At 59.8% G+C, this 25,761-nt stretch carries 19 protein-coding genes and 3 pseudogenes; 12 read left to right on the forward strand and 10 right to left on the reverse strand.

Going from position 1 to position 25,761, the window contains the following annotated elements; genetic code table 11:
* Nucleotides 1-289 precede the first annotated feature (289 nt).
* From AC3IX4_RS11475 to AC3IX4_RS11510, 8 genes and pseudogenes are all read right to left on the reverse strand, one after another.
* Nucleotides 290-526 (reverse strand): annotated as a pseudogene (locus tag AC3IX4_RS11475) (aldehyde dehydrogenase (NADP(+))); the annotation flags it as partial.
* 131 nt (nt 527-657) lie between these two features.
* Complete coding sequence (locus AC3IX4_RS11480) at nt 658-1,260, reverse strand: hypothetical protein (protein WP_489260637.1); 603 nt, start codon at nt 1,258-1,260, stop codon at nt 658-660.
* A 349-nt stretch (nt 1,261-1,609) separates the two neighbouring features.
* The gene (locus AC3IX4_RS11485; RefSeq protein WP_489260638.1) at nt 1,610-2,275 is read right to left on the reverse strand and encodes a DUF2931 family protein; all 666 of its coding nucleotides are present in this window, start codon (nt 2,273-2,275) and stop codon (nt 1,610-1,612) included.
* Complete coding sequence (locus AC3IX4_RS11490) at nt 2,272-4,131, reverse strand: PAAR domain-containing protein (RefSeq protein ID WP_489260639.1); 1,860 nt, start codon at nt 4,129-4,131, stop codon at nt 2,272-2,274. Before AC3IX4_RS11490 ends, AC3IX4_RS11485 begins: the two co-directional genes overlap by 4 nt.
* 718 nt (nt 4,132-4,849) lie before the next feature.
* On the reverse strand, nt 4,850-5,929 hold the full coding sequence (locus AC3IX4_RS11495; RefSeq protein WP_489260640.1) for an enolase C-terminal domain-like protein: 1,080 nt from the start codon (nt 5,927-5,929) through the stop codon (nt 4,850-4,852).
* A gap of 2 nt (nt 5,930-5,931) precedes the next feature.
* Nucleotides 5,932-7,125, reverse strand: a complete 1,194-nt coding sequence (locus tag AC3IX4_RS11500; RefSeq protein WP_489260641.1) for an alpha-hydroxy-acid oxidizing protein — start codon at nt 7,123-7,125, stop codon at nt 5,932-5,934.
* Nucleotides 7,126-7,139: 14 nt separating this feature from the next.
* The gene (gene mdlC / locus AC3IX4_RS11505) at nt 7,140-8,726 is read right to left on the reverse strand and encodes a benzoylformate decarboxylase (protein ID WP_489260642.1); all 1,587 of its coding nucleotides are present in this window, start codon (nt 8,724-8,726) and stop codon (nt 7,140-7,142) included.
* A 311-nt stretch (nt 8,727-9,037) separates the two neighbouring features.
* Nucleotides 9,038-9,928: a LysR family transcriptional regulator gene (locus tag AC3IX4_RS11510; RefSeq protein WP_489260643.1), complete on the reverse strand. Its 891-nt coding sequence runs from the start codon at nt 9,926-9,928 to the stop codon at nt 9,038-9,040.
* Nucleotides 9,929-10,103: 175 nt separating this feature from the next.
* Here AC3IX4_RS11510 and AC3IX4_RS11515 point away from each other — a divergent pair, with 175 nt between their 5' ends.
* From AC3IX4_RS11515 to gltS, 7 genes and pseudogenes are all read left to right on the forward strand, one after another.
* Nucleotides 10,104-11,453: an MFS transporter gene (locus AC3IX4_RS11515; RefSeq protein WP_489260644.1), complete on the forward strand. Its 1,350-nt coding sequence runs from the start codon at nt 10,104-10,106 to the stop codon at nt 11,451-11,453.
* Between the two features lies 1 nt (nt 11,454).
* The gene (locus AC3IX4_RS11520) at nt 11,455-12,951 is read left to right on the forward strand and encodes a benzaldehyde dehydrogenase (protein WP_489260645.1); all 1,497 of its coding nucleotides are present in this window, start codon (nt 11,455-11,457) and stop codon (nt 12,949-12,951) included.
* Nucleotides 12,952-13,041: 90 nt separating this feature from the next.
* Complete coding sequence (locus tag AC3IX4_RS11525; RefSeq protein ID WP_489260646.1) at nt 13,042-14,295, forward strand: OprD family porin; 1,254 nt, start codon at nt 13,042-13,044, stop codon at nt 14,293-14,295.
* A 129-nt stretch (nt 14,296-14,424) separates the two neighbouring features.
* Nucleotides 14,425-14,814 (forward strand): annotated as a pseudogene (locus AC3IX4_RS11530) (nitrilase-related carbon-nitrogen hydrolase); the annotation flags it as partial.
* A 31-nt stretch (nt 14,815-14,845) separates the two neighbouring features.
* Entirely contained in the window at nt 14,846-15,031 is a 186-nt protein-coding gene (locus AC3IX4_RS11535; RefSeq protein WP_489261273.1) for a tetratricopeptide repeat protein, read from the forward strand.
* 280 nt (nt 15,032-15,311) lie between these two features.
* Nucleotides 15,312-15,506: pseudogene (locus tag AC3IX4_RS11540) on the forward strand (TonB-dependent receptor plug domain-containing protein); the annotation flags it as partial.
* A gap of 676 nt (nt 15,507-16,182) precedes the next feature.
* The gene (gene gltS, locus AC3IX4_RS11545; protein WP_489260647.1) at nt 16,183-17,394 is read left to right on the forward strand and encodes a sodium/glutamate symporter; all 1,212 of its coding nucleotides are present in this window, start codon (nt 16,183-16,185) and stop codon (nt 17,392-17,394) included.
* Between the two features lie 110 nt (nt 17,395-17,504).
* On the opposite strand, the gene AC3IX4_RS11550 is transcribed toward gltS, so the two are convergent.
* Nucleotides 17,505-19,049 carry a Fic family protein gene (locus AC3IX4_RS11550; protein ID WP_489260648.1) on the reverse strand — a complete coding sequence of 515 codons (1,545 nt, stop codon included), beginning with the start codon at nt 19,047-19,049 and terminating at the stop codon, nt 17,505-17,507.
* Between the two features lie 291 nt (nt 19,050-19,340).
* Between AC3IX4_RS11550 and AC3IX4_RS11555 the strand changes: the two genes are divergently transcribed.
* Together AC3IX4_RS11555 and AC3IX4_RS11560 are read left to right on the forward strand one after the other, a co-directional pair.
* Nucleotides 19,341-19,658, forward strand: a complete 318-nt coding sequence (locus AC3IX4_RS11555) for a helix-turn-helix domain-containing protein (RefSeq protein WP_489260649.1) — start codon at nt 19,341-19,343, stop codon at nt 19,656-19,658.
* Nucleotides 19,651-20,910 (forward strand): type II toxin-antitoxin system HipA family toxin, encoded by a 1,260-nt coding sequence (locus AC3IX4_RS11560; RefSeq protein WP_489260650.1) that lies wholly within the window; start codon nt 19,651-19,653, stop codon nt 20,908-20,910. The genes AC3IX4_RS11555 and AC3IX4_RS11560 overlap by 8 nt, the downstream gene beginning before the upstream one ends.
* Nucleotides 20,911-20,963: 53 nt before the next feature.
* Here AC3IX4_RS11560 and AC3IX4_RS11565 read toward each other — a convergent pair whose 3' ends face one another.
* Nucleotides 20,964-21,989: a substrate-binding domain-containing protein gene (locus tag AC3IX4_RS11565; protein ID WP_489260651.1), complete on the reverse strand. Its 1,026-nt coding sequence runs from the start codon at nt 21,987-21,989 to the stop codon at nt 20,964-20,966.
* A 253-nt stretch (nt 21,990-22,242) separates the two neighbouring features.
* On the opposite strand from AC3IX4_RS11565, the gene AC3IX4_RS11570 reads away from it, so the two are divergent.
* The 3 genes from AC3IX4_RS11570 to AC3IX4_RS11580 are packed head-to-tail and all read left to right on the forward strand — an operon-like array spanning nt 22,243 to nt 25,744.
* A complete protein-coding gene (locus AC3IX4_RS11570; RefSeq protein ID WP_489260652.1) occupies nt 22,243-23,592 on the forward strand; it encodes a uracil-xanthine permease family protein in 1,350 nt (449 codons plus the stop codon).
* A 21-nt stretch (nt 23,593-23,613) separates the two neighbouring features.
* Nucleotides 23,614-25,011 (forward strand): amidohydrolase family protein, encoded by a 1,398-nt coding sequence (locus tag AC3IX4_RS11575; RefSeq protein ID WP_489260653.1) that lies wholly within the window; start codon nt 23,614-23,616, stop codon nt 25,009-25,011.
* A 19-nt stretch (nt 25,012-25,030) separates the two neighbouring features.
* The gene (locus AC3IX4_RS11580; RefSeq protein ID WP_489260654.1) at nt 25,031-25,744 is read left to right on the forward strand and encodes a sulfite exporter TauE/SafE family protein; all 714 of its coding nucleotides are present in this window, start codon (nt 25,031-25,033) and stop codon (nt 25,742-25,744) included.
* The last annotated feature ends 17 nt before the right edge of the window (nt 25,745-25,761 follow it).

The raw sequence follows: 25,761 nt of genomic DNA on the forward strand, positions 1-25,761 counted from the left end.
GTCAGACCGTCGCGGATTGATGCCTGTGCTCCTACTGGCCCTTGAGGCCTTAACGTAATTGGCATACCGCGAGCTTATTGAATGTTGGCCAGAAGCCGATCAGGCTTCCTCGAGTAGGCCTTATACATAGATGCAGCCGGGTAGCAGTGTTCAAAAGCGGGTTGATAGTGGGGGCGAGTCCATACATAGGAGCAGAGCTTGCTCGCGATGAACGCACCGCAGTTTGCCTGATGTACCGTGGTGGCCTATCGCAGGCAAGCCTGGCTCCTACAGGGGTTTGGCAATGGGTTCAACCGGCAGCAGCGTCGCTCCACTCGCTATTGATCAGGCGTTTTAGCTTGAGCGGATTGCTGTTTTGCAGTGCTGGCGGCAGAAGCGCATCGGGAGAGTTCTGGTAGCAGACCGGGCGCAGGAAGCGATCTATCGCCAACGTGCCCACGGACGTGCCGCGCGAGTCCGACGTTACCGGGTACGGTCTACCGTGAACCATGGCTTCGCAGACCTCTACGCCAGTAGGGTAGCCATTGAGCCTGACGCCTACCCAAGTCCAAAGCCCACTACTCAATATCGAGATCAGCCCCGGCAAGCTTTGCTCGCCATTCGATCTCAACTCATATCGATATTGAGCAGTGGTCGATCGCAACCTATCGGCAGCGGCTACACGCTCGACGCGTCCAACAATGCCTCCGTTAACGCCGCCGCTGTTTCAATGGCATGCAACGTTGCCCAATGCATCCCTCTCGCCGCCCGAGGCGTGAGCTGACACACCTCATTCGCCGTGCTATACGCCGCTTGCAAATACAGCGAAACATGCACCAGCGCATCCTCCGCCAGCACGCCTCTGTTCACACTGAACATTGGTAAATCACAGGCACCGAAATGCCCAAATGCCTTCTGCGCTGTCTTGCGAATCGTTCCAGGCACAAACAACCCGCTTGCGCTTGCATCCTTGGGCGGCATCACCACGTCATCAGCACCGCTTAACAGCGCCTCGATCAACGTCCTCGCACACTCCACCGACCACACCGTGGACCACGGCAATCCGTTGTCGAGCAAGGGCGTGACATTGTAGATACGGGTGGCTGTTTCGAACGCGGTTTCCAGATGACGGGCGATATGGATCAGCGCGTCTTCGGCGATGACACCGCTGCGCACGTGAAAGAGCGATTCGTGGGCGTTGTTGCAGGAACTGAAGGGGTATTGAGCCGTTTGCAGGATGGTGGTGGGACGTAACGGTGGTGGATCGGGGACGATCTTCATTTCAGTGCAGCTCCTTGATTCAATTGAGCTGCCATCTTCTGCTGTCAAACAGAACGGGTGGCAGCTGTACGCGGGTTGACAGACCGGGAATCAAGGAAACCGGCGCACACGAGTGTGCCCCACGCACAGCTGCCATAACACGAAACGGCAGACACAAAAAAAAGCGTCAGCCATCAGATATGGAGCGCTTGTGCGCCTTGATGTTTGCGGCCTGTCAAAGCCGGTCGCTGAATTTGCAGCGACGGGCAGGAGGTTAGCATGAATGCGCAATGGGGCAAAAGTTGATTGCCCCATCACGAAGGGAGGCTCCAAGCATTGGGCTCGAGGCTCCTGCTACACAGCAGATGCCTCACCAGCTTCCGTAGGGAATTCCGAATTGCTCAATATAACGTTTGGAATTTTCACTGATCTTGTATGCGTAACGACCGTCGTTATGTCCTTGGCTCGGGCCTAAGGGCTCAAGCTCAGCCTGAGCACGAGCTACCTTGACCGGGCGGTGGCACTCATCACGCACCCACACCTGAACAATACCGCCAGGAGCCAAACCTAACTTCATTGTGGCGTCGTAAGCTGATGGGCTATCAGGGCTTTCAGGGCACCGACGCGCCGTTGCGGTACGCATGATCTGGCGCGCACTTTCTGGTATCTCCACCCAGGCTCGGTAGGTCTGTGGCTCGACAATCGACTGCCAGCGCACGAAGACTCTCACTGGAAGGTCGGCCCCAACAACAGATCTTCCACCACCACCAATCGCACGCCAGCCACGAGCAGTTTCAACACCGTCCTTGAATTCACCCACACCAGCAACACCGCCGCTTCCATGGTCGATGACTTGCCCCTGAATATCGACTACAGCGCTCTTTTCGACCCAGACTGTCATGTGTCGGGGTGCGGTAAAGCCAAGCCCCCACCAGGGAGAGTGCGGGTCCTGTGCTGCTGACAAGGGGTCCATGGTCTGGCACCCACTTGCCAACAGAATGCCCAGCAGGCCCCATAACCTTCGCGTCACTGTCATTCCCTGTCGGGTACATGAGGATGCTGCACACGCACGGCATTTGTGGTGGGGGTATTGAGATAAGCCAGCACTCCCGTGCGAGGTTCAAGGCCTTGTATCACTGCGGGTGGATTCCAGTGCGCAGAAGTATGGATGTACCTCAACATGAGTTGCCGCTCTTCTGCAGGCGTGGTGCGGTAGTCTCCCGCCACGAAGCGATCGCAAAGAGGCTGGAGCTCTGCCGGTACTCTAAATTCAGGTAAATCTGGAATATCGCTGAAACGTACTCCCTTGTCCTCGGCCAACTCGTACATAACCCTGAAGTAAATCCGCGCCAGCTCGCCACGCACTTGACGCTTGAGCTGCAAGGCGGCATACACCCGCTTTTGTCGGGGAGCTGAACGATCTTGCGGGTCAGTCTCAAGCAGCTTGGGCTCTGGGGTGACGATTTCCAGCATTTCAGGCAACCAACCCCTGGAGAGCCATTGAGTCCGTACTTGCTGCGCATCGCGATAGATCGAAGTGGCTTCCACTTGGGTGCTGAGAGTGACATCCAGCGCCTGCATCGGGCTGACCAACACACGCTCTTCGGCCACAGTGAAATAGCTACCACCGATATCCGAATGCACGCCCGGTAACGTGAACTCTGAATGGTCAGGTTTAACCCGGTTTAGCGCAAAGTTGCTGCGAATCTCATCACGAGCGACAAGGTGAATAACATTCGGGAACAGTTGGCGTGACAGGTAAAGCTTCAGCCCTGGCGCCACTGAGCTACGCACATTACCCATGTTGGACAAGCCGCCAATGGAGGCTACCGTATCGAACAGGCCGACAAAGCCTACGTGGATATCCTGTTGGTACTCACCGATAAAGCGGCGACTGAAGGAGTTTGACATCGCTCGAAAAACCCCTTTTAGCGGCCCGCGATTGCCTAGGGCCACTTCGTTGGCGAAGTGTCGCGCAGCTGCAGCACCTCGGCTGAAACCAAAGGTGTCGAAGATCAGGCGAGTAATTTCGCAGTTGGGGTTGTCCAGCTGAAAACGTTTAATTTCTGCTTGTATCTTAGTAAACGACTCTTGAACACGTGCCGCCACACCGGTTTCGCCACGTCCAACCCCGGCCCCTATCAGGCTGTCCTTCTTGCCCGCCTCAGTACCAATGCCATCTATGTAGGCCATCCGGAACGCCTTCCGCTGTGGGCCTTCACCTTCGACGCTGTCAGGCGCGTAGTAAAGCTCGCTAAGCTTTTTGACGTTGGTTACATCATTCCCGTAACTGCTTTCCGGGTCGCTCATGTAAGGCTTGCAACTGGCGTCCAGGTCTTCTGGCTTGATCGGATGGTGGGCGCCACACAGAGCCCCCATCGCCGTATTAGCGGCGTTATTCCCAGTGCCATCGAAGAACACGCCTATGCGCAGGGTAACGCCGATGGCGGTTTCTTCCTCCAGCTCATCTTCTTCCTCTTCCTCCTCCAGCTCTGCCGCCAGTAGATCATGGCTGCGGGCCTCCCACGGGACGACTCGCTCTGAGGGTTGTGGCGGCACAGGATTGGCACTCCGGGCTCCCAAGACGGTGCTCGGCCTCTGGCCGAATGAGGCGGGGACAGCGGCGCTACCTATAAGCACCGAACCAGAGCCGCCAATCACAACCCCGCCATGACTGCTTTGTGAGCCCATCACCACCGCAGGTTGGCCATTGACCAACACATTCGGAATAACCTGAGCATTCAGTTCACTGCCACACGCGGTGCAGTCGCCTTGACGGGCGGCAGGCAAGCCACCGATCAACACATTCGGCGAGCCGGTGGTGATTGTGGTCTTGCCACATTTAGGACAGGTGACAGCATCACCTTGGCGAGCAGCGGGTTTGCCGGACATTGCCGATCTCCTTTCAGCGAAAAATAAGGAGGCCGACGGTGGCAATGACAACAAGCAATCACAATCAGATGATTCCTAATTAGATGTACGAATTTTCTCTGGCGTATTGAGGTAAATCGATCGCTGCGAAGTTTGAGCAGGCTGGCCCGAAACCACAAAGACCTAAAGCCGAACCACCAAGGCTAACAACCCCAACCCCACAGGCCACGGCACGTTGCAACAAATGTGGGAGCCGGCCTTAGCCGGCGAATGCGCCGCGCGGGCGGCGCTCGATTTAGGCAACAGCACAAAACCCAAGGCAAGCGCCTGGAAGCCTTGATACGGCCTGCCTCTCTTCATTCGCAGGGTAAACCGCAGAGTGCCTGTCAACAGATCGCATGAGCCACACAAGGTGCCTGCCTTGGTTGTTCCTTTGCTCTTGAGATCGCGCGCCGCCCGCGCGGCGCATCGCGACCAAGGGCTAGGCGCCCCCGTCGCTCCTACATTGGTTGCAACGCGCCATGGCCTGTGAGATTGGAGTTGCCAGCCACGCGCAAGCTGGCCCAGGCACTGGGTGCCACGACCATCAACGCGGCCTGCCATAACTTTGAATGAACGGAAAACGGCGTGGGAGTAAAGCTTGCTCGCGATGAAATCACCGCGGTATAGGGCGGGGTTTGTCAGCAACCAAGAACGCCACTCAATCGAGTGGCGTTTCTGATGGTGCGTGATTCGCCCACTACGCAGCGAATTTTTCGATCTGCGATTCACGCCAGATAATGCCGGCCCCCGGCAGATCCGGGACCACCGCGTGGCCGTCCTTAAAGGTCAGGGTCGGCTCGATGATCGCCCCGGCGATGTCCAGCCGCTCCAGCCAGTCGGCTGTGGGCGAAACCGCCAGTACATGGGCACTGAACTCCTGGAACAGGTGGCTGGACAAGGGCAGGCTGAACTGTTGGGCCAGGGCGCTCGCGCGCAGCCAGCCGGTGACGCCGCCGATTTTCATGAGGTCCGGCATGGCCACGTCGCAGGCGCCAGTAGTCAGCGCCTTGAACATCTCTTCTGGGCCGAACCAGTTTTCGCCTATCTGGATGGGCACCTTCAGTGCATCGCGAATGCGTCGGTGACCCGCGTAGTCGTACTGCAGGGTCGGCTCCTCGATCCAGTGGATGCCCTCATCTTGTAGGGCCAGGCCACGGTGGATGGCTTCGGTCACCGTCAGGCTCTGGTTGTAGTCGACCATGATCGAGAAGCTTTCGCCGACGGCGCGGCGCATGCTGCGGATGACGCGCAGATCTTCGGCCAGCGTGCTGTAGCCGATCTTGGTCTTGACCGCGCGAAAGCCCGCTTCGGCGGCATCGACGGCACGCGAAGTGGCCAAGGCTTCACCGTCCATGCTGTGACTGTCGTAGCTTTTTACGCGACCCAAGCTGCCACCCAGGCACTGGACCAGTGGCAGTCCCTGGGCCTTGGCCAGCGCATCCCAAGCGGCCATGTCGATGCCCGCCGCGGCCATGCGCACCAACCCCGTGAACCCCAGCAGGCAGAAGCGCTTGCTGAGCATCAGTTCCAGATCACTGGGCGCCAAGGGCTGATCAATGATCATGCTGGCCATGTCATCGACCATCTGCTTGAGGGATTTGAGCGCAATCGGCGTGTAGGCGAACAGGTAGGCATGGCCGGTGACCCCGGCGTCGGTGGCAAGGTCGAGCAACACCAGCGGCGCGGTGGCGACAGTGCCGACGGCGGTATGGATCGGGTACGGCAGTGGAACGTTGACGGCCCGTGACGTGAGGCCGGTAATCTTGATGGCAGACATGATCAACCTTTCTTGTTTTCCAATGAGCGAACGACGGCCGACCGCTGTGCGGGAGGGCAGGGCGTTGCGGCGCCGTCGAGGTAGTCGGGTGACAGGCCGGTGACCGCCGGGCAACCGATTTGAGCCAGGGTGCGGTCGATGTCGTCCTTGAGCAGGCGCAGTACATCGTCAACACCGGCTTCGCCGCGGGCGGCCAGGCCGTACAGCGTGGCCCGTCCCAGCAGTACCGCGTCGGCGCCCATGGCCAGGGCCTTGACGATATCGGCACCCCGGCGAAAGCCGCTGTCGATCAGCACCGGGGCGGCACATTTGCGGCGGGTCTGCGCCAGTACTTCCATGGGCGATATCGCGCTGTCGAGCTGACGTGCGCCATGGTTGGACAGGATCACGCCATCGACGCCGAGTTCGATGCAGCGTGCTGCGTCGTCGGCGTTCAGGATGCCCTTGACCAGCAGGGTATGCGGCCACTTGTCACGCAGCCAGCGCAGGGCCTGCCAGTCAAAGCTTGCGTCCATCTGCCGGCTCATCAGCGCGGCCTGGACTTCCAGGTTGGAGGCGTCGCTGCTGACGAAATTGGCCAGTTCCGGCATGCCATGGCGCAGCAGGTCCAGGGACCAGCGCGGGTGCAGGCAGCCGTCCAACAGTACCTTCGGCGTGTAGCTCATGGGCATCTTGAAACGGTTGCGCAGGTCACGCTCCCGATAGCCGTTGACGCCCACATCGGTGGTCAGTACCAGGGTGCTGTATCCGCAGGCCAAGGCTCGTTCGACCATTTGCTCGGCCAGGGTGCGGTGCACGACATAGAGCTGGAACCACAGGTCGCCATCGCACCCTCGGGCCAGTGCCTCGATGGACAGGTTGGAGGCCGTGGACAGGACGAAGGGAATGCCGGCGCGGCTTGCCGACCGGGCCAGGGCAAGGTCACCTTGCGGCCAGAGTGAGCCGTTCAGACCCGTAGGGCCGATCAGCAAGGGCAGCGCCTGGCGTTTGCCAAACAGGCTTGTGGACAGGTCGCGCTGGCTCACGTCCACCAACCGCCGCGGCTTGAACCGCAGGGGTTGGAACACGTCACGGTTGTGCTGCAAGCCGTGTTCGTCTTCGGCGCCGCCTTCCAGGTAATCGAAGACCATTTTGGGCAGGCGCTGGCGAGCCAGTTGCCGATAATCGGCAACGTTCAGCGGTGTGGTTTTCCACATGGGTTTTGACTCCTTCAGCCTTGGGGCGCCAGGGTTTCCACTTCGATCAGTACCGGTTTCTGGAGCGCCAGCGCCTGGCGCAGGGCATCCTCCAGTTGACCCTTGTTGCGGGCGTTGAAGGACTGCATGCCGTAGCCCTTGGCCAAGGCGCAGAAGTCGATGCCCGGCACGTCGAGCCCTGGCACGTCTTCGACCTCAAGCACCCCAGCGAACCAGCGCAGCGCGCCGTAGGTGCCGTTTTTCATGATGATGAAGAGGGTCGGGATGTTGTACTGAACGGCGGTCCACAGGGCGCTGATGCTGTAGTTCGCCGAGCCGTCGCCGATCACCGCGATTACGCGGCGTTGCGGTTCGGCCAGTTGCACGCCCACGGCGGCGGGCATGGCGAAGCCCAGGCCGCCGGCCGCGGCGAAGTAATAGCTGCCGGGGTTCTGCATGGCCAGGCGCTGCCACATCAGGCCGGTGGTGGAGGTCGACTCGTTAAGGTAAATGGCGTCGCTGGGGGCGATGGCGTTCAAGGTGTCGAACACCAGCTCCGGCGACAGCGGGCCATGGCCTTCTCGGGCCGGTGTCGGGACGGGCAGGGGCTCGGGCATGGCCCGCTGAGCTGGGCGTACACGCTCTGCCAGGGCAGCGGCGATCAGGCCCACGTCACCGACGATGGCGTCGCCCATGGGCGCACGCGCTGCTTCCAGCGGGTCGCAGGTGATGGCCAGCAGTTCGGTGCCCGCTGCCAGGTATTGGCCTGGATCGTACTGGTGGTAGCGGAACACCGGTGCCCCCAGCACGACCACCAGGTCATGGCCTTCAAGCAATTTGCCGATGGTGGCGATGCCCGCGGGCAGCAACCCGCGAAAACAAGGGTGGCGGGTCGGGAAGGGGCAGCGTGGCGCGGACGGCGCGACCCAGACCGGCGCTTTCAGGCGTTCGGCCAGGGTGACGCAGTAGGCGTTGGCCTTGGCCGCATCGACGTCTGGCCCCAGTACCAGCACCGGGTTGGTGGCATTCGACAGGCGCTCCACCAGCTGCGCCATAAGGGCCTCGCCCGGCAACCCGGCACTGTGAACCTTGCGGTCGAGCAGGTGGCTTGATTGCGGATTGGCATCCTGCGCCCAGTCGTCATAGGGCACCGACAGATAGACCGGGCCGCGGGGTGCCATGGAGGCCATATGGATGGCCCGGCTCATGGCGTGGGGCACTTCCTGGGCACTGGCCGGCTCGTAGCTCCACTTCACCAGCGGCCGGGGCAGGTTCGCCGCGTCCACGTTGGTCAGCAGTGCTTCGACCCCCACCATCGCGCGGGTTTGTTGCCCGGCGGTGATGATCAGCGGCGAATGGGAGTTCCAGGCGTTGCTCAACGCGCCCATCCCGTTGCCGGTGCCGGCAGCCGAGTGCAGGTTGACGAAGCCTGGCGTGCCACTGGCCTGGGCATAGCCGTCCGCGATGCCCACCACGACGCCCTCGTGCAGGCCAAGGATGTAGGTGAAGTCCTCGGGGAAATCCTTGAGAAAGGGCAGCTCATTGGAACCGGGATTTCCAAAAACGGTGGTAATGCCCTGGCGGCGTAGCAGTTCGTAGGTGGCGGCGTGGACGGATGTCATGGCGGGTTTCTCTCTCCAGTCGATGGCCTGGAAAGTAAAACGTCGTGCTGAATAGATCAAATAGATGGTTTTTTTGTTAAATATAGACAGTGTCTATGTGTGCGGGTGACCAATGACGCGCAATGCCTGGTAATCCACGGTATCTGGGGCCACCTGCGACTCGTAGGAGCGGACCTGGCCGCGATGGGCTGCGAAGCGGCCCTTGCCATCCAGTTTGTATCGCAGATGCTACTGGCCTCTGGGGCCGCTGCGCAGCCCATCGCGGCCGGGTCCGCTCCTACATTGTTATCAGGTTTTGTGAGTCATTACGGCTAAAGCCCGATCAGGGTGTTCTTCAGTAATCCGCAAAACCAGCGCTGGGCCAGGATGTCGCTCGCGTGGTCGTTCCATTGCAGGCTGACTTCGATCCGCGGCACTGAAAACGGCAGCTCGACCACGCGCGTATGACTGCGCAAGGCGAACATGGTGGCGATGCGGGAGGGCAGCGTCACGATCAGGTCGGTGGTGGAAATGACCTCGGGCAGCACGCTGAAATGGGGAACGCGCAAACTGATTTTTCGCTCGAGGCCCGATTGGCGCAGCCTGTCCTCGACCACATGGTGGCCGGTGACGGACGAGACCACCACATGCCGTTCATCGAGAAATTGCTCCAGGGTCATGTCTTCGCGGATGCGGGGATGATCCTCACGCACCAGGCACACGTAGCGCTCCTGGAAGATCAGATCGCAATTGGCATTGAGCGGCGAGTCGCTGCGGTTGCAGATGGCGGCGTCGATCTTGCCGGTGTTCAACCACTCACCGAGCTTTTCGATATCGATCTGGATGACCTCCAGTTCGATGTTGGGCGCTGCCGCCGCCAAGGCCTTGAGGATGTACGGCAGGAAAAATACCTCTCCCAGGTCGGACAGTGCCAGGCGAAAGCAGCGGGTCGAAAACCTGGGCTCGAAGTGGCTGGTCTGGGCGATTGCCCGTTCGATCTCGGCCAGCGAATAGCGAAACTTTGCGTACAGCTGAGTCGCCTGGAAGGTGGGCTGCATACCGTCGCGGCTGCGCTTGAACAAAGGATCGTTGAGCAGCGTGCGTAACCTCGACAAGGCATAGCTGACCGATGGCTGGGTGATATGCAGGCGCTCGGCTGCGCCACTGACGCTGCCCGTTTCGTAAATCGTGACGAAAACGCGCACCAGGTTGAGATCGATCATCGGTTGCCCTTGTATAAGCCGTATCTATAAGTAGTCGAAAATTCTATCTATTTGATCTATTCGACGTCTATCCATATCGTTTCGACACGGCGAGAAAAGCTCGAAACACTCTCCGCCCGGTTGCGCATTACGCCACAGCGTCAGCACGCTCCCTACAACAATAAGAGTAACCCTCATGCGCTCGATAAATGCGTTGGAAGTGGTCAACACCGCCCGTTTGAACCGATTTCACTACCTGTTGGTGTTCTGGTGCTCGTTCATCATGCTGTTCGATGGCTATGACTTGGTCATCTATGGATCGGTCCTGCCGCACCTGATGAGCGAGTGGGGGCTTTCGCCCGGCGAAGCCGGTGTACTGGGCGCAAGCTCCCTGGCTGGGATGATGGCTGGCGCCGTGACCCTCGGCACCCAAGCCGACCGCTTTGGCCGTCGGCGGATCATCCTGTTCTGTGTGGCGCTGTTCAGCCTTGCTGCCCTGGGCAATGCCTTCGCCAGCGGTGCCACCAGCTTTGGCGTGTGCCGCTTCCTGACCGGTGCAGGCCTGGGCGGCGTAGTGCCTAACCTGGTCACCATCCTCAAGGAAATGTCCCCGGGCTCATGCCGCAATCGGCTGATCAACTTTATGCTCAGCTTCTTTGCCATCGGTGGGCTGCTGTCGGGCCTTGCGGGCGTCTACATCATTCCGCAGTTGGGCTGGCATGCATCGTTCTACGTCGCCGGTCTGTCATTGCTGGCGCTGCCGTTACTGTACAAATCCCTGCCCGAGTCAGTGGCCTACCTGGTGCATCGCAATCGCCAGGCAGAAGTCGCTGCGGTGCTGCGGCGGATCAACCCGGACCACAATCCTCAAGGTTCGGTGGTGTACGTGCTGGAATCACAGGAGGACGGCGCTTCTGCAGGCAAGACCTCGCCACTGGCCCTGTTCGGCAACGGCAGGAGCCTGAGCACCCTGATGCTGTGGTTGAGTTTCGGCCTGTGCATGGTGATGGTGTACGGCCTCAATACCTGGCTGCCCAAGCTGATGAGCAGTGGCGGCTACCCGCTGGGCTCCAGCATCGTGTTCCTGGTGGTGATGAATATCGGTGCGGTGATTGGCACGCTGATCAGTGGCTCGCTGGCCGATCGCTGGGGCTGCAAGACCACCCTGGCCGTGTTTTTCGCACTGGCGGCCGCCTCGATTTCACTGCTGGGCATCAAGCCTGGCGAGATGGGCCTGTACACCCTGCTGATCATCGCCGGTGGGTCCACCGTGGGGTGCCTGTCGGTGGTGCACACCTTGGCGGCTGATCTCTACCCCGCCCATGTCCGCTCCACCGGCGTCAGCATGGCTGCGGCCGTGGGGCGTTTCGGTGCCGTCAGCGGCCCACTGCTGGGCGGATGGCTGATGGGCATTGGCCTGCCGTTCGAGCAGAACTTCCTGGTGTTCGCGTTGCCTGGCGTTATCGCCATCATCTCTGTGCTGCTGGTTTCGCAAGCGCCAGCCGTGCGTTCTTTTGATCAAGATCTTCCCCGGGAGGGCGTTTGATATGTCTGGCAACGGCCAAGTAAACCGCACCACTTCAATTGCCCAGTTCATGGATGAGCAACGTTGGCTCGGCAGTTTCTACACCGGCCGCTGGCAGACTTCGGACATTCGGCTACCGGTGATGGACCCTTCGACCGGGCAAGAGCTGGCGAGCGTAGGCATCGCCGATGCGGCCACGGTCGCCCAGGCCGCCGAACGCGCCCGGCACGCCCAGCAGCGCTGGGCAGCGACCCCGTTCGATCAGCGCGCAGCCGTGCTGCGTACAGCTGCGCGGTTACTGCAGCAAGAGGCCGAAAGCTTTATCGAGTGGAATATTCGCGAGTGCGGTGCCGTGCGCTTCAAGGCGCAGTTCGAACTGGGCGCCTGTGTGGAGCAGCTGAACATGGCCGCCGCCATGCCCATGCAGGCCAACGGCGAGGTCTTTCCCTCGTCGCTGCCGGGACGCACCAACATCTGGCGTCGAGTGCCGATGGGCGTGATCGCGGTGATTTCGCCGTGGAACTTCCCGCTGCTGCTGTCACTGCGCTCGATTGCCCCGGCCTTGGCGCTCGGTAACGCGGTGCTGCTCAAGCCTTCGGAATTCAGCAGCGTGACCGGCGGATTGCTGCTGGCCCGTTTGCTGGAGCTGGCGGGTGTGCCCGAAGGGGTGTTCCAGGTACTGCCTGGCCTTGCCGAAACGGGCTCGGCGCTGGTCAGCGACCCGAACGTAAAGATGATCGCCTTCACCGGCTCGACAGCGGTGGGGCGCCGTATCGCGCAGACGTGCGGCACGCTGCTGAAGCGTTGCTCGCTGGAGCTGGGTGGCAACAACGCGCTGATTGTCACGGCGGATGCGGACCTTGATGCGGCGAGTTCGTCGGGTGCCTGGGGATCGTTCCTGCACCAGGGGCAAATCTGCATGCAGGCCGGTCGGCACATTGTTCATCGCAGCGTGGCTGCAGCCTATGCACAGAAGCTGCAGGCGCGGGCCGAAGCCCTGGTGTGCGGCAACCCGTCCACCGAACAGGTGCAGATGGGCCCGATGATCAATGCCCAGCAGCGCGACCGCGTGCATGGCCTGGTGCAGGAGGCCCTCAAGCAAGGGGCGACCCTGGCCACCGGCGGCACCTATGAGCAGCTGTTCTACCGGCCGACGGTATTGACCGGTGTCACCCCGGACATGCCGGTGTTCAAGGAAGAGATCTTCGGCCCCGTGGCACCGATCGTGGTCTATGACGACATCGAAGAAGCCCTGGCCTTGGTCAACGACTCCGAGTACGGCCTGGCCGTCGCCATTCATACCGCTAACGCGATGCGCGGGTACGAATGGGCGGCGCGCATCCACTGCGGCATGGTGCATGTGAACGATCAGACAGTGAACAACGAGTTCCAGGTGCCGTTTGGTGGCATGGGCGTTTCCGGCTACGGCGGACGCTACGGTGGCCCGGCGAACTTCGACGAGTTCACCGAGCGCCAGTGGGTCAGTCTGGTGAACGACCCAATCCAGTACCCGTTTTAATTTGCTTTCAACGCGCTCACGCAAGCTCTGGAAAACGGCCTGGGTGAGCGCTCGCTGCACGCGATGTTTCTGACAAAAATAATAAGAGGAATGTGTGTGATCAAATCGTCCGCTCGTTTCGGTGCTCTGTGTGCCGCTGTGACCTTCGCGTTCGTGCCGCTCGCGAAGGCTGAATTCGCCGATGACAGTCACCTGTCCCTGGGGCTGCGCAATTTCTACTCCAACAAGGACTTCAAGCAGAACAATGCACCCAAGTCGCAGATTGACAGTTGGAGCCAGGGGTTTGATTTGCAGTTCAAGTCTGGCTACACCGACGGGCCGGTACAGTTGGGCCTGGATGCCAGCGGGCAGTTCGCCTACCGGCTCGATGACGGGGAGGGCGTCCCGGACACCATTTTTCCGTTCGATCACAGCAAGGGCGAGCCGGTGCGCGACTATGGCCGTGCCAGGGTGACCGCAAAAATGAAGGTGTCGAAAACCGAATTGCGGGTCGGTGAGCATCGCCCGACGTTGCCGGTGGCCTACACGGACGACTCTCGGCAGTTGATGACCATTTACGAAGGCGCGACCTTGCAGTCTCGCGAGTGGGACAAGCTGACGCTGGACGCCGGACGGTTCTGGAAGATCACCAGCCGCGAGTCCAGCAACCGGGAAGACATCTTCCTGTTCGGCGACAACCCGGACCACCGCAGCAGCGGGCTCAATTTCGGCGGGGGGCGCTACGATTTCACGCCAGCGCTCAACGCGACGTATTTCTATGGCCAGCTGGAAGACATCTATCGCCAGCACTACCTGGGGGTGAGCTACACCCTGAACCTGGGCGACGGCTACAGCCTCAAGAATGATGTGCGCTACTACAACAATCGCGGGGAAGGGCAGCAACTGGCAGGCGACCTGGACAACCGGGCGCTGGGCTTGATGACGGCCCTGAAAAAGGGCGGCAATACCTTCACCCTCGGCTACCAGCGCATGTATGGCGAGGATAACTTCCCGCTGTTCAGCGGCTACGTCCCGCAACCGTACCTGGTGAACTGGTCGACGGTCGCGTTCTACAAGGCGGGCGAGCGTTCCTGGCAAGCGCGTTATGACTACGACTTCGCAGCGCTGGGCGTCCCGGGCCTGAAGGTGATGACCCGCTACCTGCGGGGCACGGGCGCGGAGCGTGGGCCTAACCTTGCAACCGACGTCGAAAGCGAGAGCAACCTGGTCATGAGTTATGTGTTGCAAAGTGGCCCGCTCAAGGGCTTGGGGGTGGAGGCCCGCAACATCAACGTCAAGACCCGCTATGCCGCCGATTACCAGGAGAACCGGTTGATCGCGACCTACACCTGGAATATCTGGTAAATCCCTTGAGGAAGTTGTGATGAGTCAGCAAAGCAATACAAGGTATAAAGTCGCTGCCGTGCAGGCTGCCCCCGCGTTTCTCGACCTCGAGCAAGGTATCACCAAGGCCATTGAGCTGATGGCCGAAGCTGCGCCGAGCATCTTCAGCCGCTGTCCAAGTTCGCCATGTATGCGCAGCATGAACAGGTGCATATCGCCGCCTGGCCCAGCTTCTCCATTTATCGCGGCGCGGCGTTCCAACTCAGCGCCCAGGCCAACAACGCTGCGACCCAGGTCTACGCGTTGGAAGGGCAGTGCTTTGTCATTGCCCCCTTCGCCACAGTCTCCAAAGAGATGCTCGAGGTGCTGATCGACACCCCCGCCAAAGCCGAGTTGCTGCTCGAAGGGGGTGGTTACGCCATGATCTACGGCCCGGACGGTGCCCCCTTGTGCGAGCCGCTTGGGGAAACCGAAGAAGGGCTGGTGTACGCCGATATCGACCTCAGCCAGATATACCGCGCCGCGGAGATTCGCGGGTAAACCCGCTCCCACATAGCCCGCTCGCTTCGAGCTGGCGCCCGTCGCGCTCCAGCAGCACCGCCAGGCTCAGGCGCCAAACGACGCGGTCCTGCTGTATGCCTTGATCGACCTGCACCTCTCGGCCGGCGAGCGGCCGCAGGCCAGGGCCTACCTGCAACGCTTGCAGCAAGCCGCCCCCAACGACCCACGACTGCCCCAGATCAGGGCCCAGCTTTGACCCAACCCGAACGTGGTAGAGCCAGCCTTGGCTTAATGCTTATCCGTTGTGGGAGCGGGCTTGCCCGCGAATCGCGGCGACACGGTTTGTCTGAGACACCGCGGTGAAGATATTCGCTGGCGAGCCAGCTCCCACATATATCCGGCATTCCGTGGTCCGGCCAAAGCCAATGTTCGCGGAGGGTTTCGCTTATTTCTGCCTCAGAGTGTTTCGACGACCTTTGCATACGCTAACTATTCGCATTAGCAAATAATAAACAGCGTTAACTAGGCGGGGGAACGACTATATCTATATCCGCGGTTTTGATCAGTCCAACGATGGCCTGTTCCTCAATGGTCTCAACCTGCTGAACCGCAACTACGGCATGTGGCGCGTCGATCCCTACAGCCTCGAAAGCGTGGAAGTGGTGCGCGGCCCCGGGTCGCTTGACGGTGCAGGTCAAGGATGGATCGACGCAAATCGATCATGTGGATGAAAAAAGCGGGTTCGTCGCGCCAGCGCTGACCTGGAATATCGAACGCTCAGGGTTTCGCGGTGATGCGCCACCTCAATGGCTTGACCGCCACGGGCGCCTTGCTGCCCTGCGATATAGCACCACATTGCTGGTGGTCGAGCGAAGTGGCTGACGTCTCTGTGGCAACGCAGAAGGTCCTGGAGCAGGGGACGCACCCCGGTAAAAGGTGGCCGGTCATTTCCGCTCGATCGTGAGCCTGCTCTATAACGCCATGCGTTCAAGTACGAATTGTCAAATCCTAATGATATCGAAATGTTCTGTTACTTAAATGTCGTCTTGGATTCAATGTCTTGAAAAATGTTACATATTAAACGTTTAGTGTATCTGGAGGATTCGTAGTGAGTCAGGTAAGGTGCTGCGCTTTATTAACCAGCGTCATCTTTAAAAAACAATGTATATGACTAAGCGTTCGATCAAGAAAAGTTCAAGTGCCCCGATGTTTTGTCTTTAAATCGAATTTCAATATGCAGTGTGGTGTCGACTCATGTCGGGGACTGCTCTTGCTCTGATATTCGATTTAAGGCGGGTCCTGGGTACCAAGCTTCGGAAATAAAAATAGGGTTAAGGACACTTAATTCCATCCATAGCGGGGCCAGGGAACGAGTCCGCTTCTTCATGAATACAGAGGGCTGTTCCGATGTTTCAACTCGATTTTTACTCAACGCTAGTTGCCGCCTCATTAGTGCTTTTGCTGGGGCGCGGGCTGGTCGCTCGAATCGGGTTTTTACGCACCTACAATATTCCGGAACCCGTTGCGGGTGGATTATTGGTCGCCGTGTTGCTCCTGGCGTTGCGAGCGTTCGCTGATGTCGAAGTTCGATTCGATTCTTCGCTGCAGGCCCCGTTGATGTTGGCGTTTTTTGCCACGATTGGCTTGAATGCAGACTTCGCCAGCCTTAAGAAAGGCGGGCGAGTACTGGGTATTTTCCTGCTTGTGGTGACGGCGCTTTTGCTGGTCCAGAATGCCATGGGTATCGGGTTGGCCACGGCATTGGGACTTGACCCGCTGATGGGGTTGCTGGCCGGCTCTATTACATTGTCGGGTGGGCACGGTACCGGTGCTGCGTGGGGGGCGGTATTCAGTGAGAAATATGGAGTGGCTTCTGCGTCCGAATTGGCCATTGCTTCCGCGACCTTTGGTTTGGTGTTGGGGGGTTTGATTGGTGGCCCCGTCGCTCGCTTACTTATCAAGCGCGTCCAGACACCGGGTGTCGGGCAAGTGGAGCCGCGTCTGCCAAAGGGTTTTGAGCAGCCGAACCAAGAGCGCATGATTACCTCTTTTTCGTTTATCGAAACCCTGGCGTTGCTCGCCATAAGCCTGCAGGTGGGGACACTCCTGAATGGGTTTATTCAAGGCACGGCATTTGAGTTGCCAACGTTTGTGTGTGTCTTGTTTGTCGGTGTGGTATTGCGTAATGGGTTATCGGCACTTGGCTGGCATCAGGTGTTCGAGCGTGAAGTTTCAGTGCTGGGTAACGTCAGTTTGTCGTTGTTTTTGGCCATGGCCCTGATGTCGCTCAAACTCTGGGATCTGGCCGCACTGGCGTTGCCCATTTTCATCCTCTTGGCTGCGCAAGCGTTGATGATGGCCCTGTTTGCTATCTTCGTGACGTTCCGAGTCATGGGGAGCAACTATGATGCGGCGGTTTTGGCAGCAGGGCACTGCGGTTTCGGGCTCGGAGCTACGCCAACCGCTATTGCCAATATGCAAGCGGTGACGCAGCGCTACGGACCCTCGCAGATTGCATTTTTGGTTGTCCCGATGGTGGGGGCCTTTTTCATTGATATCACTAACGCGATCATCATCAAGTTGTATTTGGCACTCCCTTTCCTGGGTGTTGCGAGCTGAATCGACCTACTGGGGATGATCGTATTCCTGACTGAAGCTGTAATGTTCAGGCATTCAACAGGTTTCTTTCATCCATAGGGCGATAGTGGACAGAGATGTGGGGTCTAAGATCACTCTTCGCCGCTCCCCACTTCTCGTTCTTCGAATGCGGATCGCACGGCTTCCACAACACGTTCCGCGCGGTGGAGGTCGTCCAGCTGCGGATAGGCTTTCTTCAATTTGCCAGAGACCTGCCAGCCGTTTTCCTTGAGAGCGCGAATGATGCGGTTCGCGTCCTGGTCCGGCATTTCCAGCACTTCTTTGAGCCGCTCCTGGGCGCGCTGGAAAATGACCAGCACACGGGCCTCATCGGCCATCTCGATACGGACCGTATGTGCCACGACCTGTGCCGTGTATAGGACATGTTCGGTCAAATCGGGATAGCGCCATGCGAATGGCGCGTCGTCGTAGTCATCGAAGATCAGGTTGCTCCGGGTACCGTCGTCAAAGACGACGAGTTCGCCAAACCGATAGGACGCAGCGTAACGTTGCATGAATGGCCGCGAAAACACCTCCAACGTACGGTCGTAGCGCGCCCGGAAATCGATCGAACTCGTGATGGTGGCCGATACCGGCAGAATCACGCCATCAGGCACCGCCTTATCGCGGATCAGGGTATCGTTGATCAGGAAGCGATGGATCCGACCATTTCCGTCCCGCATGGGGTGGATATACACAAAGGCGAAAGCGAGTGCCGCTGCCCGAGCCAACGGCTCGGCGCCCCGTGTTGCCAGCTCGAATGCTTTCAGGCCTTCGAGCAGTTGAGGTAGCACCTCAAATGGCGGCGCAATGTAGTGCACGATGTCCTCGTGCAGGGTTGCTTGTCCCACGAAAACCGGCGAGCGCCGCAGGCCCAGTCCGACGGCATCATGACCCAAAATACCGGCTTGCAACCTGTGCAGGCTGTCGTCGCTCAATGGATCCTCGATATGGCCACAGTACTTTGCGATCACGTGGGCAAACCGCTGGATCCTGTCGGCCTTATCTGCCTCTTTCTCGATCAGAAAGCTCGCACGCGACTCCTTCAACGTCAGCCAGCTGGCCGTGCGCATCAGGATGTCGGCGCCAAAGGCCTGGTTCAGCTCGCGCAGTGCCGCATCCAAGTCAAATTGCAGCGCTTGCTGTACGGTCTCGGTACGGCGGACCAGGGGGCAGAACTCCGGCACACCGGGCAGATTATCGTTGATGCGCCAGCGTCGTATCCGCAGTGGCTCAACGCGGGTCAGGTAATGCTGCGACGACACGGCATCGACATAGCCGCCATTGGTGACATCTGGCACATCCAGAGGCTGTCCGGTCAGCCACTCGTACAAGAATCCGGTGCGGCGGGCATATTGGCCAAAGGGCGCTTGCCGGCACCAGGCTTCGATGGGCTCTGGGCCAGCCGCCGCAAACAGGCGGGCGAAAAATTCGAGGTGAATTTCTTCGTACTTGAGCCCAAATTCGAAATGCCCCGCGAAGTCGTCCGCCGGCTGGTAGCTGGCGGGATACTTGTTCTCGACATGCTCGTTACTCTCGCGGCTCCTACGAGTCGTACCGATCAACGATTCGATGCGCAGGGGTTGTGCAAGCGCGATACCGTAGCGATCAGCGAGTGCCCTGAAGCCTACTTGCATGGTCGAATCCCTTAACGAGAGCTAAAAAATGATAACCAGAAGGGGTTGGTACGCGAAAACAATAATCCGATGGGCGCGAAAACGCTAACGCTCGCTTAAATTTGATAGCGATTTGGCTGTTTTCACCGAAAACAATAAAGGACTGATGTGCAGGTAATTCCAATATATTGTTGGTAACTCAGGAAACACCAAAATAAAGCACAATATTAGGGAATTACGCGCCTTGAGCTGAATCGTGGCTAATTCTATAATTTTGGGTATTAAACGCTGTTAAGCGACGGAAGACACAGTATGTTGGATTTAAGCTTCAGTAAGCCGAGTGAGATCGTCAAGCGACTCTGCGAGCGCCTGCGCACGGAGCGACTGGCGCTGCAGATGACGCAGGCCGATGTGGCCGGTCGCGCCGGTATCGGGACCAATACCGTGTCCAACCTCGAAGCTGGGCGCAATGTCGGGTTCGAGAGTGTGGTCCGTGTGGCCATGGTCCTTGGACGAACCAAGGAGCTGGAAGAACTGTTCTTGCCAAAGCTTGAGAGCCTTGAAGATATTCGCCGCTACGAGAACAGTGTCAATCGTCAACGAACCAAGAGGAAGCCCGGCAATGCTTGAGCAAGTTGACGTCTACTGCAATGGTTGGGGTGAACGTTGGCTGTGGGGCACGCTTGTCTCCACGACCGCCATCACCGGTCGCCCGCAAATTGTGTTTGAGTACAGCAATGAAGCGAAGAGTAGAGGCTTGGAGCTGTCCTCCTACACACTTCCATTGAAGGGCCCCCAGTTACGCCGAGGCTTCCCAACCCACCAGTTGGGCTTGCCGGGGCCTGTCTATGACGCGTTGCCCGACGGTTGGGGCATGCTGCTGATGGACCGGTTGTTCAGGCGCCGCGGCCTCAACACAGCACGCATAGGCCCCCTGGAGCGGCTGGCCTATATCGGCAACAATGCCATGGGGGCAATGTCGTTCGAGCCCGTGGCGCCCGAAGGGCAGGTGCCGCAGGCGCATATCCCCCTTGAGCTGCTTGCGGTTGAGGTTCAAGACGTTCTCAATGGGGAAGGTGGTGAGTTCCTGCAGACGTTGCTGCTGGTGGGGGGCTCGCCCCAAGGCGCGAGGCCAAAGGCGTTGGTTTATCGCGATCCTCAAACGGGAGCCTTTACCACTGCCGCCAAGCCTGGCTTTGAAGCCTGGCTGATCAAGTTCCCGGCAAAAGACGAACATCCCGAGGTGTGTGCTATCGAAAGCGTCTATGCCGAGTGCTTGCGCATGTGCGGCATCCAGACCCCAGACACCCAGTATTTCAGTTTGCCCAACGGGCTGGCTGCCTTTGCGAGTAAACGCTTTGATCGGTTAGACAGTCAGCGCGTACCCATGCAAAGCCTTGCGGCCTTTACCGGCGCTGACTACACGTCACCGGGATCCTTGGACTACGTCAATTTCTTGCGTGCGACACAGATGTGTACCAACGATGTGCGAGAAAAAGCTATCGCGTTCGAGCGAGCCGTCTTCAATGTCGCGTTCAACAACCGAGACGATCACCCCAAAAACTTTGCCTACATCATGTCGCCGTCCGGTGCATGGCTGCTGGCGCCGGCCTACGACGTGACTTTCTGCGAGGGGCCGGGCGGTTACCACCAGATGGATGTGATGGGCGAGGCCTTGGAGATTGATCGAGATGCACTGTACAGACTGGCAGACGAAGCCGAGGTCTCAATGGAGACGGCTGGCGGCATTATTGACCGAGTTTGCGACGTCGCTAGCCAGTTTGCTGCCATCGCTGAGAACATGCACCCACGCATGATCACCCCAGACACCCTGGATATCATTCAGCGCCGTATCGACGAGAACATCGGCCTACTGCGCTAACGCGACACTCGCTGCGGTCGAAGAGCGGCAAGATCACTTCGCCGATCCCCACTTCACGGTTTCAGGGTCGATTCGCGGGGGATCAGGGTGGCCAGGGGGGCGTCGATGCGCAGGCGTTGTCCGGTATCGTTGATTTGCTCGAAAAGCAGCTCAATGGCCAGTGCCGCCACCTCTTCCAGATGCATGTTCAACGCCGTCAACGGGGGCGTGCTTTCCCGGGCGCGCAAACCGTCGTAGCGGGTCACCACCTTGACGTCCTGAGGGATCTTCAGCCCTCTGTCCAGTAACGCCCGCACGGCGCCTGTGGCAAAGGCGTCCACCGGAACGCACAGGCCGTCGATGCCGGGATGCGCCTGCAACAACTCAAGGCACGCCGCCGCACCGGCTGCTTCACCGCCCCCTTCATCTGCCCGAACGATCGCCGGCATCTGGTTGTTGGCTGCGCAATAAGCCCGGTAGGCCTGCTCCATATCCAGATAGGAGTGGCGCGATTGCACTCCGATTACCAGGCCGATGCGCCGGGCGCCTTGTTCGCGCAGGTGATCCAGCAGCAGGGTGCCGGCCGCCTCGCCGTGCATATCGATGTGGGGCAAATCTACCTGCGCTTCGGGTTGGCGCCCGATGGACACCAGCTTGACGCCGCGTTTGCGCAAGCGCGCTACCTGCGGATCGTTCGCCACCGGTTCGATGATCACGGCGCCGTCGATATCCAGCGTATCGAGTAGCGCCTGCGCCTCACCCATGGGCGGTACCAGCACCAGGGCCACGCCCCGACGCAGCGCCGCTTCTGTCGCGGTGGCGGCAATTTCCATCAAAAACCCCAGGCGCGACGATCCACCGGCCACGGCAAAGGGCATGGAGGAGAGCAGGGCGATGGCGTTGGCGCGGCCGGTACGCAGGCGCTGGGCCCGCAAGTTGGGGCTGTAGCCCAGGCGTTCAGCGACTTCCTTCACCAGTGCCCGGGTCACCGGATCGACTTGCCCGCGGTCGTTCAGCGCGTGGGAAACGGTGGTGCGCGACACGCCAGCGGCATCGGCAACATCGGCAATGGTAAGGCGACGAGAAGGGCTATTGGGCATAGACAGGATGGCTCTTTTAGCGATGGCGGCAGTTATACGCTGCCTGAAGGCTATCAGCTACTCAGGTGCAAAGCTGAGGACGCTCACGTTGACAGTGAATCTGAACAGGAATACATTCTACCCAAATCGATTTGGGTAAGTTAACAAATCGATTTGGTTGGGGAGATATCCGCATTTTCCAGCCATGGCGACATCCAGATCCAAATAACAATAATTCAATGGGCCACCGGTGGTGGTTCTGGTCGAGGTGGATATGTCGGATAACGAAAAGAACCCTGTTGGCCCTGTTGACGAGCGCTTGCCATGGCGCCAGTTACTGATGTTTGGCGCCCAGCATGTGCTGGTGATGGCGGCATCGCCGATTGCGTCGGTTTTTCTGATGGCCACCGCGCTGGGCTTTTCCAGTGAACTGACACTGCAATTGCTCAGCGCCACTTTCCTGGTTTGTGGCCTGGGCACGCTTGTACAGTCGCTGGGCTTGCGAGGCTGCGGCGCACGCCTGCCATTTATCATGCTCCCCGGCGGCGCGCCCATCATGCTGTTCATCCTGATCGCCCAGCAAAACGGGGTGGCAACGGCGTCTGGCGCGGTGATTCTGACGGGGCTGTTCTACTTTCTGGTACTGCCGGTGTTTCGGCGTCTGCTGCGGTTTTTCCCCTCGGTGGTGGTGGGCACCATGTTGCTGCTGGTGGCGGTCAACCTGGTCAAGTTGTCGGGCCAGTTGATTGTCGGCCAACCCGGCAGTGTCCACTTCGCCGCCCCAGAGCATTTGCTGCTGGCCTTTTCCACCATTGCCATCACGGTGCTGTGCGCACGGCTGTTGCGCGGCACGCTGGGCCAGCTGTCGATTTTATTGGGCTTGCTGGGCGGCAGTTTGCTGGCGGTCGCCATTGGCGCATTCGACAGCTCCGGGCTCAGTGTGTACCCCTTGTTGAGCCTGCCCACCTTCATGCCATTTGGCGTGCCGCACTTCGATGTATTCGCCTCGATCCCGCTGATGCTCTTTTGCCTGGTTTCAATGGTGGAGGCCACCGGCCAGACCGTGGCCATCAGTGAGGCGGTAGACAAACCCCTGGATGCAGACCGCGATGTGGTGCGCACCATTCGCGGGGATGCGCTGACTTCGATCCTCGGTGGCTTCATGGGGACGTCGCTGATTATTACCAGCGGCGAAAACATTGGCGTGATCCGCGCCACCCAGGTGCGCTCGCGCTATGTGACTGCCGTGTCCGGGGTGCTGCTACTGCTGTTTGCCCTGCTTGCGCCGCTGGCGCGCCTGATCGAGGGCGTGCCTGAAGCCGTGGTCGGCGGTACCAGCCTGATCGTGTTTGCCATCGTCGGCACCATGGGCATCGACATGCTGCGCAAAGTGGATTTACGCAACCACGGCAACCTGTACGTGGTGTCGATTGCCCTGGCAGTGGGGCTGCTCCCGATTCTAGTTCCTGGCGTTTACAGCCAGTTCCCCAATGGCCTTGCCGGCCTGCTCGGCAATGGCGTGGCCATGGGCGCGCTCACCGCGGCCGTCATGAACTTTCTTTTCCATTGCATTGGCCGCCAACACACACCCGTGGATGCCAAGGCAAAGTTGATCAACTCCTGACTCGCACACTAAGGCTTTCATATGAACTGCACTGTTTCCAACCCTCTGGCGGCTTCGCCTGAACACCTTGTCGCGCCCGATCAACTGTTGGCCCCCGACTGGCTGTTGCTGCCTGAAGGGCCTCGTCGCGACCAGGCTGTGCGGGTTGTCAATGGCCACTTCGCCGATGTCGGCCCGCTGGCCCTGTTGCAAAGCCGTTATCCGGGCCACACGGTTCGCCGCCTTGAAAATCAGTTGCTGATGCCAGGGTTCATCGACACCCATCACCACCTCAGCCAGAGCTTTGGCAAGGGTCTGGTGTTTGGCGAGCCGTCCGAGATTTTCCGCCGCGTGTGGATCCCCCTTGAAGGCTCGCTCGATACTGATCTTCTGTACTTGACCAGCAAGCTGGCCGCACTCGAATCGCTGCGTGGCGGCTTCACCACGGTGTGTGATGCCGGTACGCGCTCCAAGGAAGGCGTCGAGGCGATTGCCCAGGCGGTTCATGAAGTGGGCATACGCTGCGTGCTGGCCAAAACCTGTAACGACCTTGAAGGCCCGCGTGTGCTCGATGCCAGCCACGTACTCATCGTGGCCGAACATCACCTGTCGCAATGGGACAACGACCCGTTGATCACCCCATCGCTGGCCATCCCTATCCCGGAGATCGCCACCGATAAGACGTTGGGCGCCGCGTACCGTTTGTGCCATGAGGCGGGCAGGGTGTTCCAGAGCCACGTCAACGAGCATCTGGTCGCCGTCGAGCGCTCACTGGAGCGTTATGGTGTGCGGCCACTGGAGCACTTGCACCGGGCCGGCGCGCTCGGGCCCGGGGCGCTGCTTGCCCATGCAACGCTGCTCACCTCAAGCGAGATCTGCCTGCTGCGCGACAGTGGCGCCGCCGTGAGTTACAACCCGGTGGCCAGCGCCTGGAAAGGCAATGCCGTTGCCCAGGCGCACTTGATGCATTGCCTCAAGATTCCGGTGGCACTTGGTACCGATGGCACCCGTGGTGACGGGTTCCGCCTGCTCGATTACGCCGAAGCCGCGCAACGCTTTGCCCATGGTCTGCCGGTAGGCGATTCGGTGTGCGGCGGTGGCCAGCTCTGGCTCGACATGGGCACCCAGACCGGTGCCGATGTGCTTGGGCTGGGCAAGGTGACCGGGCGCATCGCACCGGGCAAGGCCGCTGATTTCTTGCTGGTCGACCTGGCGGTGCCGGAACTGTTGCCCTCCTGGAACCTCCCTTGGGACCTGGTGAGGCTCGCCAATCGAGACCAGATCCAGGCTGTGGTGGTGCAGGGCAAGGTGCGGCTGTGGCAAGGATGGCCCACGGACTGGGATGCGCGCTCGCTGATGCGCCAGGTCGATGCGTTGGCCAGGAGCGTCGTCGACCAGGCCCCCATCCATAAAGTGCATCCCTTGCCGACAGTGGCTTAACAGACTGGAACGAGTAACGATGAATCTACCCTTCGACCCCCTGTACATCATTGCTGTCGCCGTCGCGTGCGGTGCGCTCATCCAGGGTACAACGGGTATGGGCTTTGCACTGATCGTGGCGCCGGTCATGGGATTGCTGGCGCCCGAGTCCTTGCCCATCAGCCTGTTGATACTGATGTTGCCGTTGAATGCCGCGGTTGCCTGGCGCGAGCGTGGCGCCATCGATTTCAGAGGCAGCTCCTGGATTACCCTGGGGCGCTTTGCCGGCACTTTTGGCGGCGTCTGGATACTGCTCTGGCTGCCACTCTCGCAACTCAATTTGCTGATCGGGCTGTCAACGATTGCGGCGTGCCTGGCCACCTGGATGGCGCCGTCTTTCGTGCCTGGGCGACGGGCGCTGATCTCCACCGGCGTGATCACCGGCATCACTGAAACCGCTACCGGTGTGGGTGGCCCGCCGCTGGCCCTGGTGTACCAACACTCGCCGGTGGCTACGTTGAGAGGCTCTGTCGCCCTGTGCTTTCTGGTGGGGGAGGTGATCTCGCTGGTGGTGCTGGCCGTGGGCGGGCATTTGCATGCCGAGCAGGTCTCGCCAGTGCTGGCCCTGTGTGTGCCCTTGGCGCTGGGGGTGATCGCCAGTTACTGGGCCCGAAACCTGATCAACGAAACGCGCCTGCGCCGCTTCGTGCTCATCTTCGCCTTCGTCTCAGGCTCCCTGCTGCTGATGCAATAAGCCAAAAACAACCGCAT

Source organism: Pseudomonas sp. KH_021 (assembly GCF_057838865.1).